The sequence below is a fragment of the Pseudomonas syringae group sp. J248-6 genome (assembly GCF_032586995.1).
Taxonomy (GTDB): Bacteria; Pseudomonadota; Gammaproteobacteria; order Pseudomonadales; family Pseudomonadaceae; genus Aquipseudomonas; species Aquipseudomonas amygdali.
Genome location: NZ_JAWHOP010000018.1, coordinates 33688 through 49822, shown reverse-complemented (window position 1 = coordinate 49822; position 16135 = coordinate 33688). Strand labels below are relative to the sequence as shown.

The following is a 16135-nucleotide window of genomic DNA, read 5'->3' as shown; positions in this document are numbered from 1 at the left end:
ATGACTTTTTCCATTGCCGCCCGCTGTGCCAAAACCGGCCAGCTGGGCATTGCCATCAGCTCGTCGAGTATTGCCGTAGGCGCGCGTTGCCCCTGGCTGCGTGCGGGTGTCGGCGCGGTGTCGTCGCAGAACATCACACTGCCGGCCCTGGGACCGCAAACGCTGGACCTGATGGAGCAGGGCATGTCTGCCTCTCAAGCGCTGGACCAGGTCATGAGCGCCAGCCCGCTCAGCGAGTATCGGCAGATCACGGCGATTGATCATCAGGGGCGAGTCGCGCATTTCAGTGGCAGTGAAACACTGGGCATCAACAACGCGGGCAGCCGCGATCAGTGCGTGGTGGCTGGCAACATGCTGGCGAGCCAGGCCGTCATCGACGCGATGATTCAGTCCTTCGAGCAGGCAACCGGGCACCTGGCAGAGCGTTTGTTACAGGCGATGCAGTCCGGTCTGGCAGCAGGCGGCGAAGCAGGGCCGGTCCATTCGGCGGCGCTGAAAGTCGTGGGCGAGCAGTCCTGGCCCATCGTCGATCTGCGCGTCGACTGGGCCGAGCACGACCCGCTAGGCGAGCTGAAAAGTCTTTGGCAGGCCTATCAGCCGCAAATGCTGGATTACCTCGACCGCGCCCTGAACCCGGCTGGCGCACCAGGCTACGGCGTGCCGGGAGACGACCGATGAGCTCCAGCCGCGAGCTGTTGGCGCGGTTGGTGGCCTTCGACACCACCAGTCGCGAATCGAATCTGGCCCTGATCGACTTCGCGGGTGATTACCTCAAACGCTTCGGCGTCTCCTGCGAGTTGATCTACAACGCGCAGAAAACCAAGGCCAATCTGTTCGCCACCATCGGCCCGGCTGACGTGCCAGGCATCGTGTTGTCCGGCCACACTGATGTAGTGCCGGTCGACGGCCAGCCATGGACGTTCCCGCCGTTCGAACTGAGCGAAGCGGATGGCAAACTCTACGGCCGTGGCACTGCGGACATGAAAGGCTACATTGCCTGCGTGCTGGCGCTGGTTCCGGCGCTGACCCAGGCATCGCTGCACATGCCGGTGCATATCGCGCTGTCCTACGACGAGGAAGTGGGTTGCCTGGGCGTACGCTCGTTACTGGCATCGCTGCGGGCGCGGCCGGTGAAGCCGATGCTGTGTGTGATTGGCGAGCCGACGGAGTTGCAGCCGGTGCTCGGCCACAAGGGCAAGGTCGCGGTGCGCTGCGATGTACAGGGTGCTGCCTGCCACTCGGCCCACGCGCCCAGTGGCGTCAACGCCATTGAATATGCGGCGCATCTGATCAGCGAGCTGGGTCGTCTGAGCGAGGCGTTACGGGCAGCTGACGCCCTTGACCAGCGCTTCGATCCGCCATTTTCGACCATTCAGACCGGCGTGATCAGCGGCGGCACGGCGTTGAACATTGTGCCCGAACAGTGCCGTTTCGATTTCGAAGTGCGTGCGCTCCCCACCCTGGACCCGCAGCAGATCGTCACTGCCATGCACGTATACGCCGAGCAAAAACTATTGCCTGCCATGCAGGCCGTCAGTGCCCGGAGCGAGATTCGCTTTACTGAATTGTCGAGCTATCCGGGACTGGATATTCCCCAGCACAGCCATGCGGCGGAATTGATTGCCGGTTTTTGCGGCTCCCGGGCGTTCGGCACGGTTGCCTTCGGAACCGAAGGCGGATTGTTCGACCAGTCAGGCATCCCGGCAGTGGTCTGCGGGCCGGGCAGCATGGAGCAGGGACACAAGCCGGACGAGTTCATCAGCGTCGCGCAACTTGACGCCTGTGACGAGATGCTCAAACGTGTACTGGCCTTCGCGTCGCAGCCATGAATCGCCACGGATTTCAGTGATACAGTTGCGCGCCGAAATACGCTAACGTCTCGGCGCGCCAGTCATGGACTGGCCACTCCTCCCGGCTATTCGAACGTTCTATGGATGGAAGCATGACAGACAAACGTCCCCTTGCTCACTGCTCCCTGGCTGCAACCCTGTTGCTATGTGCAGGCACATCGGCGTTCGCTCAGGACACGGCACTGCATTCCGGCAAATACGAGCAGTTGATGCTGGCCGTGACGCCTGAGTATCAAGTCGAGGGTTATTACTCGGAGACGCGCGGCGAGGCATTCAGCTGTGCGTTCTATCTGCAAGGCAAGGTCGAGGCCGGGAAGGGCGCAGCGGTGTCGTCCTGGCTTGATGACGTCTACCCAGGAACACTAAAAGCCTCGGCTGATGGCGTGGTTCTGACGATCAAGCAAGGCCAGCAGCACCCTGGCTGCATGAACGTGTTGGTACCGGACATCGCCACCGGCATGGATCTGACCCGGACCGCCAGCAAACAGTGGGTCGGTCTGGTGACCGTCACCGTGGACAAGGCCTGGCTGCAGAAAACGCCGAATGCCAAGGCCTCCCGAGGCGCTTATATCGTCAAGGATGACGTAGTCGGGGTTATGGCATTCAAGGATGGCGCGGCCCAGGTCGAGTTCATCAATGCGGATGATCGTTCGTTCACAGGATGGATCAGTCAGGGCCAATATGCGCGTTTGGCCGCGCCCGGACGTTGATTACAGACATCACCAGACACGTTGGCGAACTTGGCCCACTCCCGGTTAAGAGGGTTGCAAAGGCGGCTACCACCTCCAGGCTTTTTCGGTGAATTCCGCAGTTGGGGGCAGTACGGTGTGTAGGAAGTTCAGGTACTTGTTGAACAATACCTCGTTCTGAAAACGGGCCTCGAAGCCGAGCGTGATGTCGGAGCGGTGCGTGATGATCATGAGGCGTTTGCGGTCAATCGTGACAAAGTTTTCCAGTTTAGAATGTCTCGGGCTTTTAGCAGGCATGGGGAGGGCTTCTGTTGAGTCATAAGGAGTACTCTCTGCGATTTCCAAAGTCAGGGTGCCAATTCTGCTTGATGCCTTTACTTCAAGCTCCACAGCAGCCAAACCATCAATAGCGGTATCGCCCCTTGTGCCAAGCTCCATCTGAAACAGATAGCCTCTATCGTCTTCACCAGGATTGATCAGATTGTTCGGATACCAGATTTGCAGCTCAAGATACGTTGCGTCCTTGTCGAGCGGCACCCAGGTTTCCCAGATGAGGTCTTCGTTTTCAGGTGGCATGAGAGGATAGGTGAAATCTTCACTCGCCTTGCCAGCTGGCTTGTTGGTAAGCGTCCCGAACTTTTCGGCCTTCCTGAATTGTCCCCTTTCCAGAAAGTCTTCATGTACTGGACGCTCGATTTTTTCTACCGGCAGCCCACCACGATCGTTTGCTGCTGATGAAGTTGAAATGCACCGATTGCCCGCGCAGAGTGGCATCAACCCTGATGCCAGTTAGTGGCTTTTTCGATGTATTGAGCGTTCGCTGGAAGTGCCTTGCGCAGGAACGCGAGATACTTGTCCATAAGCACCTTGCTGGGAAAACGCGCGGCGAACCCGGTGGTTATATCGTCGCAATGGATAATGACCATCAGACGTTTGTGATCAACCGTGACAAATTCGTGCAAATGCCATGGGGCGGTTTGTCGATGGTGGACGGGGTTTTCCCAGTTCAGCAGTTTGATGGCTGCGACAAAAGCCATTGCCACCGGCCCGACCAGGAACAGCCATGACCCAGTGATTAGGGCGACGAGGACGAATGCCAGTATGACGAAAATAGCGATGCCTTTGAAAAACGATGAGGCGAAGTCGGGGTAGTGGAGGTAATACTCGACGGTTGCTCCGTCGGTTTTCAGGGTGTAGTTGTAGATGGTTTTTTGGCGGATGAGCAGGCCTGTGTAGTAAGCAAGATTTCCCGCAAACGCCAATATTACGGTAATGAGAAAGTCAGGGCTTTCTAAAAAACGATTCCAGCCTCCCCAAATAATAAGTGCGCCGGCTATTAAATGAATGGCGGTAAATCCAAGCTGCGTGATCACGATCTCTTTAGGTGACCTCGCAAGGGTTTTGATTTTCCAGTCTAGGATGCCTTTGCCTTTCGGCAGATCCAGAATTGTTTCTTGCTGACTCATACGTGTGTACTCTCTGCGACTTCCAAGGTCAGAGCCCCAATTCTGTTTGATGCCTTTACCTCTAGTTCTACAGAAGCCAGGCCGTCAACAGCGGTATCGCCTGTTGTGCCAAGTTTCATCTGAAACAGATAGCTTTTATCTTCTCCGCCAGTCTTTAAAAGACTGGCCGGGTACCAGAGTTGCAGCTCAAGATAGGTTGCGTCTTTGTCGAGCGGCACCCAGGTTTCCCAGATGAGGTCTTCGTTTTCGGGTGGCATCAAGGGGTAGGTGAAGTCGTCACTTGCCTTGCCAGCAGGCTTGTTGGCAAGCGTCCCGAACTGTTCAGCTTTCCTGAACTGCCCGCGGTTTAGAAAAGCTTCATGCAGAGGGTCGTCTATTTTTTCTACGGGCAGCACTCCCCATGGGCGCTTGCTGCTAAGGACATTGAAGTGTACGGACTGCCCGCGCACCAGGTTGGGTAAACGTACTTGTACTCCAGCGCCATTTTGTACCGCTACGCTGTAGTGATCGCCTTTGCCAAGATAACGGTTTTCATAATGCACGGTGCTTTTTACATGAACCTGCGGAGATAATTGAATTTCCATCAGCGCGCGAACTTCTTCATGCTCACCTTTGGCAGTCTCAGCGTAGCGATAGGCTAGGGTTCTGGACCAACAGCACTTGCGTAGCCACCAGCCGACACTGTCTTGCTTGAAGTGGTTAAGGGCCATCGTAGCAAAAAAATAAATCAAGCCTGTTACCAGTAGCACTACGCTGAACCACGGACTCATAACGATAATTGCAAGAGTACTGGCAGGAAAAATACCTGCGAATAACTGAGCGGCTGACCCTACTCCCATCAGGCCTACAGAGACGATCTTTAAATCCAGCCAGTCTTTTTCTTCTGATGTTTTAGCCCCAGCTGAATCATCCAGAACGTCAAATATCTCCAATGTAGCCGCTACAATCCCAAACCCACCCATCGCCACCATCGAAACCCTGAACCCAAATATCGCATCCCCCCAAACCGTATTACCCCGTGCTCTCCAATAAGCTGCCGATTGATCAAGAATGCCCACTGTGTACGTACCAATAACCACGGGCTTCGCCGTACTGATAACCGCCCACGGTGCTTCAACAAACACCGCCATCAACAGGTTGAAGCTGTACCCCAGTCCATACGTAACCTTGCCAATATCCTTAGCACTGAAGTCTCCATCCCGAGTAAGGTCCCGGTAAGTGAGCGCGGTATTGATGAAGTTGAGCATGATCACGCCCCAAGTGATTGCCCCGGCAATTCCTCCCAGCCCATCGATCCAGCGCTTGGCGGTGGTCAGCCAGTCTTTCGCCATGGTTTTGCCGGACTGGAAGTGCAGGCGAATCTCGTCCTGCAACTGCTTTGCGTATTGGTTGTTCTGATAGTCGAGCAGGGCGGGGATGCTCAATTCATGCAGACGAAGTTTTTCCTCAAGGACGCGAAGGTGGCTGGCGTTGCTTTTGCGGGTGTTGTAAGCGGTTGGATAAAGCCAGCTGCGACGGGTATCGCTGATCTGCTTGTTGAGGACCTGCCACCCGCGTATCCACTGTTTGAGCTTGGTGAATACCTGTTGATCGACTGCAATACGCGCCTTCGAATCAAGCAAAATCTGGCCGATCAACAGGGTGCGAAGCAATGCGACGATGTTCTGCTGTTTGCCCAGAGCCATGCGGCTGTCGATGGGTACCCAGGCCAGCAGGATACTCTCGAGCGTTGCCTTGCCTGCGCCGCTGGCCAGTTCGCCGAGAGCCTTGAAGGTACCTTGAACAGGTTGCTTCAGCGCCTTCATCCACGGCTTGTCGGCAAAGCCATGGTGATTGAGGGCGCCATTGAGTTCGCCAATGCGTGTGGCGAGGTTGGTGACGTCGCCGAGGCCGTTCAACAGCGCGTCGGCCTCCTGGTGCAGTGCTTGTTTGAGGGCGGGTGAGAAGCCGTAGCGCAAGGTACCAAACAGCGTGCTGGCGTTGGCTTCCTGCTCGGCCAGCCAGGTGGTGGCTGCGCTGTCCTGGGCGTAAATGATCTGCAGGTTGAGCATGATCGTTTGCAGGTACAGCAGCTGTGTCGGGCGGGTGGTGTCGATAAACAGCTTGAACGGTTCTGTGCCGATATGTGTCGCCCAGAGCTGAAAATCGCGTTGAGTGTCACGTACCTGTTGCAGCAGTGCGTCTCCGCTTGGCAGGTGCTGTTGAAGATACTGACGCGCGCCGCTCAGATCGACCTCGCGCCGCCATTTGTGGCGATCTTTCCAGGCCTGCGCGGCCTCTTCGGTAGGGACGCTGCCGTAACGTGCTTCGATCGATTTGCGCATGTCCAGGCTCTTGAACATGTCCGGCAGCAGCAGAAAATCTCCGGGAACGTTGCTGCTGCTGATCTGTGCTTCTTCAAGGATGCATTGCTCGAAGTACGCTTCGACCTCGCTCAGGTACTGATGCGTGCGAGCCGCATTGCCGCGCACCGACGCTGGCAGTTTTTGCGGGTCGTTTTCGGCACCACACAGTCCGGAGACAGTCTGGGCGATCTGAATCTTGTGTTCGTGCTCGGCTTGCCAGTCGCGAAAAGCCGCCTGATCAGCGGCCAGTTGCATGCCCAGATCATTGAAAACGGCCAGCGGGTCATCAAGGGCGATGAGCAGGGAACTGTCCTGATCGTCGACGCTGCCTTGCCAGAAAACGTCAGCACCCAGTGGTGCCCATAACGGATGTGTTTCGGCGTCTTCCGACAGCGAGCGAGCAGTGGGTATCGCCGAGTCAGCGAAACGGCCGTCGTCAGTGACATGGCCCTTGTCGATGTCCGCCACCGCCTCGGCGATACGGTTCAACGGCAGAGTGTCCGGCTCGGCCATGGTGATGCAGTAGCTGGCCAGATCCAGCGCTTTCATCCACAGCGCGCGGCTTGGGGCGCTGGAACGCATGTGCTCGCAAATTCGCCATGTCCATTGCTGCGGGGAAAAGGCGATGTGCAGTGTGTTACGTCTCGGGTAGAGCAGAAAGGGCTCGCCATCACTGGTGCCGATTCGCTGGTCACTGCCGATCTGCGCGTCCGTCCAGACGATGCGGCTCAGATGGCCGTTGTTTGCTGAAACGACATATTCATGCAGCGTCTCGGCGGTTTCGTCGAACACATAGACGTAGCCGTCGTACAGCTGGCGAAGGGTGTAGATGCGTGTTTCCAGTGTCGGCATCAGCGCCCATTTGCCCTGTTTCGGCAACGGCTTCAGTTGCTCCGGCGCGGCGTCGTAGCGGGATCTATCCAGCGCGTAGCGCACCGGCACGATGGCGACGTTCGGTCCTCTGAACGGGCAAAGGCTGATGGCCGTCGCCGGAGTCTTGGGGAACAGTGCGGCGCGTCGTTGCTGGTGTGTGCCGTGTTTATCGGTCATGCGGGAAATTCTCTGCGCAGAAACGGGCAATTCACCCGCTGTATGCAGAAGTACATTCCAAGATGTGTGCCGAGAAGTTTTTTATCTAATAAAAACAGATAGATAAAGATTTTCTACGAAGTGATTGGTCAATGTTTAATCAAGAAACCGCGAAAAAGCGCGCAAGCTTCTGCGCATGCGTGCGAATTCTTTCATGTGTGTTGCGGCGCTTTGAATATAAAGCGCTGCCTGTGTCACCCGGACTTTGGATGCGCAAAAGTCTGCGCATCCGATACGTTGCATGACGGCGATAGCGGAGTGTTTATTGAGGGGCAGGTTTAGCTAAGGTGAGCAGGGCAACGTTGAGGGCGGTGTCGTGATGAGCTGTTCAAGTTTGATCTCGACCAACCTGACATTGTCTCGTTCGATCGTCTTGGTTTTGATCGGCTCTTTTGCGAACCCTCGCTGATGGTAGAAATCGATGGCAGGGGCATTGCTCTCCAGCACCCAGACTACAAGTCTGGTGCGGCCAGCGGATTGAAAGACAGGCATCACATGGTCGAACAGCTCTCGCCCAATACCCTGGCGTGTGTGCATCGGGCTGATATAGATGGCCTGTATTTCTGCGACGCTGCGGTCTTCGGGATGTTCCCTGTCAGCCCCCGTGGCCACCCAGCCCAAGACCCGATCTAACCTGTCGACTTTAACGTATAGGCCAGATTCGCCCGAAGCGATCTCCTTGGTCCAGTGGGACAGCCTTGCCTCAAGCGTTATCCGATTGATATAGGCAGCGGGAATGATGCCCTCATAGGCACTTCTCCATGACTCCAGATGAATCGTCGCTATCTGCAACGAGTCCTTGGGAAGGGCAAGGCGGATGCTCATATCAATGCTCCTGCTCGGTGTGTTTCAGCATTTAAAGCAATGTTTATGGCATTTCTACGCAACCAAACATATATCCGTCTTTCTTGCCCTACTCACACCCTGTATCCATTCCCCACTCACCCCCATCCCGCAAATAAAGCACGATACCCGCCCATCGCTCATATCAAGGAATGATCCATGTCGCTGGCTATCGTCCATAGTCGTGCCCAGGTCGGGGTGGAAGCCCCGGCGGTTACTGTTGAAGCGCATCTGGCCAACGGCCTGCCGGCCCTGACGCTGGTGGGGTTGCCGGAGGGGGCGGTCAAGGAGAGCAAGGACCGGGTGCGCAGTGCCATTCTCAATTCCGGGCTGGATTTTCCGGCGCGACGGATCACGCTCAACCTTGCGCCGGCTGATTTGCCCAAGGATGGCGGGCGGTTCGATCTGGCGATTGCGCTGGGTTTGCTGGCCGCCAGCGGGCAGGTGCCGTTGGTTGCGTTGCAGGATGTTGAATGCCTGGGCGAGTTGGCGTTGTCGGGGGCGATTCGGCCGATTCAGGGTGTGCTGCCTGCTGCACTGGCGGCACGTGCGGCGGAGCGGACGCTGATTATTCCTGCGGTGAACGCTGAGGAAGCGTGTCTGGCCTCGGGGCTGCGGGTGATTGCGGTGAATCACTTGCTGGAGCTGGTCGCGCATTTCAACGGGCGCACGGTGATTGCGCCGTATCAGTCCAGCGGCCTGCTGCATCAGCCCAAGCCGTATCCGGACCTCAGCGAAGTGCAGGGCCAGACGGCTGCAAAACGTGCGCTAGTGATTGCCGCTGCCGGGGCGCACAACCTGCTGTTCAGCGGGCCGCCTGGCACCGGCAAGACTCTGCTTGCCAGTCGGTTGCCGGGTTTGTTGCCGCCGCTGGACGAGCACGAAGCGCTGGAGGTGGCGGCGATTCAGTCGGTTGCCAGTCAGGTGCCGCTGACCAGCTGGCCGCAGCGGCCGTTTCGCCAGCCACATCACTCGGCGTCCGGGCCTGCGCTGGTGGGCGGTGGCAGTCGTCCGCAACCTGGCGAGATCACGTTGGCGCATCACGGCGTTTTATTTCTTGATGAACTGCCGGAGTTCGATCGCCGCGTGCTGGAGGTTTTGCGTGAGCCGCTGGAGTCCGGGCATATCGTGATTTCCCGGGCGCGGGATCGCGTGCGCTTTCCGGCGCGGTTCCAACTGGTGGCAGCGATGAACCCGTGTCCCTGTGGATATCTTGGTGAGCCGACCGGGCGCTGCCGTTGCTCCACCGAGCAGGTGCAGCGCTATCGCAACAAGCTGTCCGGCCCGCTGCTGGACCGGATCGATCTGCACTTGACCGTCGCCCGCGAAGCCACCGCCCTCAACCCTGACCCGACCACCAGTGAAAACACTGCCAGTGCCGCAGCCGTGGTCGCTGAGGCGAGAGACCGTCAGCAACGTCGTCAGGGCTGTGCCAATGCTTTTCTCGACCTGCCGGGGCTGCGCGAGCACTGCGCGCTGTCCAGTGTCGATGAAAGCTGGCTGGAGACGGCCTGCGAGCGTCTGACCCTCTCATTACGTTCGGCGCATCGACTGCTGAAAGTGGCACGGACGCTGGCGGATCTGGAGCAAGTGGACACGATCAGCCGCAGTCATCTGGCCGAGGCGTTGCAATATCGGCCTTCGAATAATTGACTCGGCAGAATGTAAGTCCACCATGGATAAACAACAGGGGCGCACTCGCTTCTGCGTGGGTCAACCCGACGCGCTCATCACCATTTTTTTATACGCGGTAGCCAATAACTCGACCCATGAATTTTTCTTGTAGATGACGTCATCAATACAACTGACCTCTGTGATCTCCATAGCGGTACCGCACAGAAAGGCACCGTCAAACTGGTTCAGCTCCAAGCTTGAAATATCCCGCTGCACAACTTGCAAGTTCAGTAACTGAGACAGCTCGTCGATGACAACCTGGCGCGTTATTCCCGCCAATGCCATGTCAGTGGTCGGCGTGATGAGTAGGTTTTCTTTCACAAAAAAGACGTTCGAGCCGCTGGACTCACAGACCGTGTCCATCGTAGAAAGAAACAGCACGTCGTCGAAACACTCGCCCTTGTCACGAAAACTCAAAAAACTGAGCGCATAGGTAGATGAGGTTTTTGCTTGGTAGGGATGACAAGCAGCAGGGGCTCGACGCCAATTGGCTATCGTCAGCCGGTAAGGTGTGGTCGCGGATTTGGGGGCGAATGGAAGGACAAATATTACCACTTTGCTGCGACAGTTTCGGCCCATAAAACTGACGTCGACATCGTCATAGAACACGACGATTTTAATGTAAGCGTCTACAAGTTCATTTCGTCTCAGTAGTTCATGACAGGCTTCCGCCAGCATGGCGTTGCTGTAATTCACTTCGTGTTTGAATACCTGCGCTGACCGTTGCAGACGTTGCAAGTGCTCCTCGCATTTGAAAATGCTTGAGCCGTAACTGCGCATGCCCTCGTAAACTGATGACGCATAAGAAAGCGAGTGAGTGACGGGTGAAAAAGATACTTTGTCTATCTCGAGGTACTTGCCGTCCAGCCACGCGATTGTCGTCGTCATGATCCGTTCTCGGGTTAATTGTTGAGGTGTTATGACAGTGCAGAGGAATCAGCGGCTGACGACTTCACGTGCAGTCAATGCGTTGTAGAACTCGCCCTTGATCAAACCTTCGCCTTCGTAGCTATTAGGGCGACCCCCTTGAAGCTGGAGTTCCTTGATGATGGACTCGTAATCATCCACCGGGATAATCCTGAAATCCATGCTCACACGCGTTACATTCTCCGTGTTCTCTGCCGTCCCGTGCAGTACACGTGGATCAAACATCAGGCACTGGCCGTAGCGAAGGTTGGTCGGCATGGCATCCATCCTGAGGTCCGATATGAACTGCGGACGTTGCTTTGCATAATCGAAGAAATCGATTCGACTGTCCTTATATTCGTCGTAGCTATAACTCTGCTCATGGGCGAACGTTTTTAGAGCGCGCAGACTGGCACGCTTCGAGCAAACGCTGAGTGCTGCGGTATTTTTAACGTCGCAGAACGGTAACCATATATTGATTTGCTGGAAATAGTCGCCCAGTAAGGTATCCGAGTGGTGAGTAAACAACTCGCCGTCCGGTAGTCTGTAACGATCATCCAGTGTCGTGGGAATGTGGTAGCGCACCAGCGGGTTATGTTCGAACACAAAGTCGAAACCCAGACGCTGACTGAGCCCATTCACAAAGGTGTAGTATTCATTGATCATTGGCTCACCCAGCGTTTGTAACGGGTCATACCAGTGGCCAGACTCTTTTCGGTGGCGTTGGATTTCTTCGTGTTCGAGGCATTCGTGAATCTTGTCCAGCGGGAAGTTAGCCCTGAGCTTATAGCGGCCGACGAGCGTTTTTTGAAGTGTACCAGCCAAATCGAAGGTCGATGTCGAGTAGTCCATAATCGAGATACCATTCTCTATTATGTGCTGGCTATCAAGTTGCCGATTGAGATCAAAGAAAGACACGAAAATTCCTTATTAACCGTATGCTCTGACTGAAAATGCATGCATTTGTTTTTGCCGATTCGTTCTGACAGGAATCAGCCAGTTGTCCAGGTCGACTACCCGGTTGGCACCCATTCGTTTTTTCATATCGATGGCGCCGCGGCCAAGACAGCTTGTCTTGAATCCAAGCTCATCAGCCACTTTATAAAGTTGATAGTAATCGCTGACGTACAAGTTGAGCCCGGGGGGTACCTGGCTGCGGTCTTGACCTTGCACCAGCTGAGAGAAAACGCCCTGTTGCTGATCAGCGTAGCTTAGGGAGCCGTAGACAGCGACATTATTCAATTTTTCATAATTCATTTTTATATAGTATTTTGGACCTTCAGTTGAGCGTGCCAGTGCCTGCAGTGTTTCAAGAGCGTACAGGTTCCTCACGTGCTGGTATTTGTCCACGTTTAACGACTGCAGTGTTGAAAACGCTTCCAATACTTGATTGTTTTCAACCAGTTCGTCCAAGCGATAGAGTCGCGTATGGCACAGTTCTTCAGTCCTTCGGGTAAGGCGTACCATCTCCTTGTATGCTTTTCTGCCCATGGCAGTCAGCAAACAAGCGTCAAGTTCTCCTTCAACATGCAGATAGGCAACCTGCATGAAGGGAACCACTATTATGTCTGTTTCATATTGCTGGCGCAGCGAGTGATCGGTTTTCTTCAGGGAGGGAACCAACAGCCAGTCGGCTGTATGTGCCTGACGTATCAATTGCTTCAGGAACGGTGGGTCCGGCTGCGCAGTAACAGGCATATAAAAGAAGCCGGGTGCGACATAGGCCTGCTCTTCATGCAGGATACCGTCTTGCTCCGCGAGCCCTTTGAGCATTGACTCCCAGTGGGCAATACCGCTCAAGGGCAGCTGTGGGTTAGAGACGCCATAACTGATGCAAAACGCCTCCCGCTGCGCAGGCAACTCCATACTTACGATCCTTGTATAACAATGTGTGAGAATAGGCTTATATCGTTTTTTCAACCAATCGCTTTTCAGAGTTGAAGGTAAAGTTTCTGTTTCCCAGCGCAGAAAGCTCAGCGTTATGAGTAATGATGAAAAACAAGGTTTTTGGCAGGGCTGCCATCAACTTTCTGATGAGCTGAAGTTCTTCGACGCTGTCCAGCTCGGAGGTGGCCTCGTCGAGGATGGCGATGGACGGTGCATTGATGGTCAAATCAAGCAGCGCAAGTCGTTGAAGCTCTGACTTGCTCAGGTTAACGTCACCACTCCAGGCAACCTCTTGATTGAAGCCCTCCGGCAGGCGTTCGATAATGCTCGAGAGGCCCAGATAAGAGGCCTGCTGATAAAGTTCTTCCTGAGACGTGCTATTGAAATGTTCAAACAGCGGTCCCGGCTTGAATATCGGGCTGGAGGTCAATAACTGAACGTCTTCGGCATGTGGCCGTGTCAGATACCCGATAGTTTCACCCAGCGTCGATACCTGACCTTGACTTGGCAGCAGGCTGCCCACTACCAGACTGGCGAAGGTTGATTTACCGACACCGCTTGCCCCCATGATCACCACGACATCATTCTCGTGAAACGCATGGTCGAAATCTTCTAGCACCGTTATTCCGCTGTGAGGGTTAACGAATGTGACGTTTGAAAACGATACCAATGGCGCACCATTTTGAACGTATTGGCATCTCGGCGCTGCCGTTGGCAAGAGGCCAGCCACGACCAGGCGATCGGCACTGTCGAGGACTTGTCGCAACTCCACCACGCACCTTCCCAAGCGCGCGAAAATCGCAATCAGGCTGTATGAAAGACTCACAGCCAGAACGTTCGCCATCGTGGCTACGCCGATGGCGTGAAAGTAAATGGTTGATGCCACGATGCCGGAAAGAAAGAAAACACCCATCAAATCCAGTTTGTAGCTATACCAACGACGCATCGCAGCATTATCCAGAGAAGCAAACGCTCGAGCGGCCAGGTTGCCGCTCAACCAGTTCAGTATGCTGGAGTTTCTGGCCATGCTTTCAAATCGACCGCCGTCCCAACTCAGTGCTTGAATGCGTGTGAACAATAGGGCGGTGGTGTCGATTTCCCGAGTGTTGGATTTTTTTAGCAACTCGCCGGAGCGTCGTGCTCCCCGCCAATAACACAGGCTGATGAAAACAAACGGAAACAGTACGTAAATGTTATTCAGCACAACATACCCTGCCGTGACCGACAGCAAGGTTGCCGCGCCGATGGTTTCCAGCAACAGAACGGGCAATACTTCATCGACGCGCCGCTGATCCCATGTCAGCTTGTTTTGGCTGTCGTGATTGATTTTCTGGGTCAGGCGCTCATCAAGGCCCGGGTTCATTAAATAAGAAAGGTATCGATTGCAGTGTGCAGACGCCGCCTCAATACATTTCTTCGCCGTGACCAACGCCCCGGAAATCGAAAGCAAAGCACTCACTAGCAAAACGCCGGCCAGCCCGAGCAAAGATGCATTCAGATGCGTACCCAGATAACCGCTAGCGATCAGGTAGTCGCCTGCAATAGTGAGCACTTCTTTGAGTGCCATCAGGGTGAATGCGACCAACGTGATGGCGCCCGTGCCGAACGCTATCAGGCTGCTGGTGATTGATCTGGAAACCCGCTCAGGCTGTTCTGTCGAATTATTTTTACTGTGTACTGCCTTTGGCGGCGAGGACGCAGAGAAAGAGCTTGCCACCGGTGAAGCGAGAGGTCGCGAAGAAGCGCAAGCGTGGTGAGTTTTTATGTCGATAATCCTACCGCCAGAAACAGTCCAGATTTCTTCGGCAGTGTCTCTTTCCTCCGGCTTATCCGTGACGAACATTACGTTTGTATCACGCCATGGGCCGTCCAGCAGTGTTCTCAACAATCCCGCAGCCAGCGCGTCATCCAGCCCTGAGGTCGGTTGGTCGATGTAGATCCAGTCTGTGCGTGCCACTAGGGCGCGGACCAGTTCTATTCGTTTTCCCTGGCCTCTGGAAACGTCCCATTGCTTGATTGCGCCGCAATCCCGCTCTCTGATGTAGTCGAGATAAAAGTCCCCGGGCAGGCGTGCGAGCGCAATCGCCTCCTGTACCTCTTCGTCTGAAAATTCACGCCGATAGATACTCAGATTTTCGCCAAGACCGCCAGCGAATATCCACGGTTCGTCCGGAATGAAAATCGCCTGATCGTCAGCCCCGGGAAAGCGTTGCGCACAGTTTCTCAGCATAGATGTCTTGCCACTGCCTGCGGCGCCGACAATGGCAATATGCTTTGCCTTCGTGGAGGGCGGTATTGATGTTGCGCAAGGGGGGTTAACGGGCCCAGGGGCGTCAAGGTATTGCTCGATATGACGGTGGCCTACAAAGCCTTGGGAAATACTTTGCACAATGTCTGGAATATTATTGGCGACTGACTTCAGTCCCCCAATCAACGCGATGGCGGCCAGCACCCCTGGTGTATCGACTTGGCCCAGATAAATTAGTTGTAGCAGCGCCGAGCTTAACAGTGCGGTAATCGGCGTCATGGTCGAGATCAGACTAATGGCCGCGACCAGGCGAGCAGCTTTTTTCAAGGAGCCCTCTTCGAGGTTTCGTTTGGCGGCGTATTCACGGATCAGTTCGGCATTCCAGTTCCTCAGCCAGGCTTGACGCCGATTTTTCGTTGCGAATACCCCCACCTCTATGCGCTGAGTCGCACTCAACGATAACTGTTCATAGGTTGCGCCCAGTCGTTGAGCAACCCAGAACACGATCATTGAACTGCCAGCGATGACCGCAAGGGCAGCCACCGCACTAGCGCCCAGAGCAAGAAAGAAAAAAGCGGAGGTGAAAAGCACCGTTGCCAGCGCAAGCGCTATCGTAATCAATCCTGACCATGAGGATTCGACACGCGCGGCCTCTCGGTCGAGCAACGTTGTCAGGCTGAGCGCAAAGACGCCGTTTTGCGCAACAGTCCTTTTGATTAATACCCTTTGTTCCACATAGGAGCGACTGCCTACGCCGACTAGCTCAGCCAGAAAGAAAGTGTGGTTGAGCGCCAGCCAGGCACAGTAAATCAGCAGAAGACAGGTGGTGCCTTGGGTGATATTCGAGAGCACGGACGAGTCAGCCCGCATCAGTTGGATCAGCAATGATTTCAAGGTGACTGCGGCACCAAAAGCCGCCGCGGTATGCACCCCGATTGCAACCAGCGCTAACATGACATCCCGTTTGAGGGCTGCAAAAATCTCGATATGAAGCCGTCTGTTTCCGGCTCTACTTGCATCATCGATCGCGGCCTTGCACCAGCGTTGCCAGCGGTAGGCGTGTACCGAATGCGCTCCTCGAGCTCCTTCAGGCGTACGGAAGCAAAGGGCGGTTTTCAAGACTTCTGCAATCTTCATA

At 55.3% G+C, this 16135-nt stretch carries 12 protein-coding genes; 4 read left to right on the top strand and 8 right to left on the bottom strand.

Features of this window, described 5'->3' with window-relative positions; all coding sequences use genetic code 11:
* From RYC17_RS20555 to RYC17_RS20545, 3 genes are all read left to right on the top strand, one after another.
* Positions 1 to 678 carry a DUF1028 domain-containing protein gene (locus RYC17_RS20555; protein WP_316904265.1) on the top strand — a complete coding sequence of 226 codons (678 nt, stop codon included), beginning with the start codon at positions 1 to 3 and terminating at the stop codon, positions 676 to 678.
* Positions 675 to 1829: an acetylornithine deacetylase gene (gene argE / locus RYC17_RS20550; RefSeq protein ID WP_316904263.1), complete on the top strand. Its 1155-nt coding sequence runs from the start codon at positions 675 to 677 to the stop codon at positions 1827 to 1829. Before RYC17_RS20555 ends, argE begins: the two co-directional genes overlap by 4 nt.
* Positions 1830 to 1942: 113 nt before the next feature.
* Positions 1943 to 2560: a hypothetical protein gene (locus RYC17_RS20545; protein ID WP_193600999.1), complete on the top strand. Its 618-nt coding sequence runs from the start codon at positions 1943 to 1945 to the stop codon at positions 2558 to 2560.
* A gap of 66 nt (positions 2561 to 2626) precedes the next feature.
* Here the strand turns inward: RYC17_RS20545 and RYC17_RS20540 are convergent, their stop codons facing one another.
* The 4 genes from RYC17_RS20540 to RYC17_RS20525 all read right to left on the bottom strand — a co-directional run bounded on the left by RYC17_RS20540 (position 2627) and on the right by RYC17_RS20525 (position 8264).
* Positions 2627 to 3313, bottom strand: a complete 687-nt coding sequence (locus RYC17_RS20540; protein WP_316904260.1) for a hypothetical protein — start codon at positions 3311 to 3313, stop codon at positions 2627 to 2629.
* Positions 3313 to 4005 (bottom strand): hypothetical protein, encoded by a 693-nt coding sequence (locus RYC17_RS20535; protein WP_058409685.1) that lies wholly within the window; start codon positions 4003 to 4005, stop codon positions 3313 to 3315. Before RYC17_RS20535 ends, RYC17_RS20540 begins: the two co-directional genes overlap by 1 nt.
* Complete coding sequence (locus tag RYC17_RS20530) at positions 4002 to 7400, bottom strand: toxin VasX (RefSeq protein WP_316904257.1); 3399 nt, start codon at positions 7398 to 7400, stop codon at positions 4002 to 4004. The genes RYC17_RS20535 and RYC17_RS20530 overlap by 4 nt, the downstream gene beginning before the upstream one ends.
* A 321-nt stretch (positions 7401 to 7721) precedes the next feature.
* Positions 7722 to 8264: a GNAT family N-acetyltransferase gene (locus RYC17_RS20525; RefSeq protein ID WP_058402712.1), complete on the bottom strand. Its 543-nt coding sequence runs from the start codon at positions 8262 to 8264 to the stop codon at positions 7722 to 7724.
* Between the two features lie 177 nt (positions 8265 to 8441).
* Between RYC17_RS20525 and RYC17_RS20520 the strand changes: the two genes are divergently transcribed.
* A complete protein-coding gene (locus RYC17_RS20520) occupies positions 8442 to 9935 on the top strand; it encodes a YifB family Mg chelatase-like AAA ATPase (RefSeq protein WP_058409292.1) in 1494 nt (497 codons plus the stop codon).
* 60 nt (positions 9936 to 9995) lie between these two features.
* On the opposite strand, the gene RYC17_RS20515 is transcribed toward RYC17_RS20520, so the two are convergent.
* The 4 genes from RYC17_RS20515 to RYC17_RS20500 are packed head-to-tail and all read right to left on the bottom strand — an operon-like array spanning position 9996 to position 16134.
* Positions 9996 to 10844: an aminotransferase class IV gene (locus tag RYC17_RS20515; protein WP_058409291.1), complete on the bottom strand. Its 849-nt coding sequence runs from the start codon at positions 10842 to 10844 to the stop codon at positions 9996 to 9998.
* A gap of 48 nt (positions 10845 to 10892) precedes the next feature.
* The gene (locus RYC17_RS20510; RefSeq protein ID WP_058409290.1) at positions 10893 to 11780 is read right to left on the bottom strand and encodes a hypothetical protein; all 888 of its coding nucleotides are present in this window, start codon (positions 11778 to 11780) and stop codon (positions 10893 to 10895) included.
* A 12-nt stretch (positions 11781 to 11792) separates the two neighbouring features.
* Entirely contained in the window at positions 11793 to 12728 is a 936-nt protein-coding gene (locus RYC17_RS20505; protein WP_057402752.1) for a hypothetical protein, read from the bottom strand.
* A gap of 37 nt (positions 12729 to 12765) precedes the next feature.
* On the bottom strand, positions 12766 to 16134 hold the full coding sequence (locus tag RYC17_RS20500) for an ATP-binding cassette domain-containing protein (RefSeq protein WP_316904253.1): 3369 nt from the start codon (positions 16132 to 16134) through the stop codon (positions 12766 to 12768).
* Position 16135 lies beyond the last annotated feature (1 nt).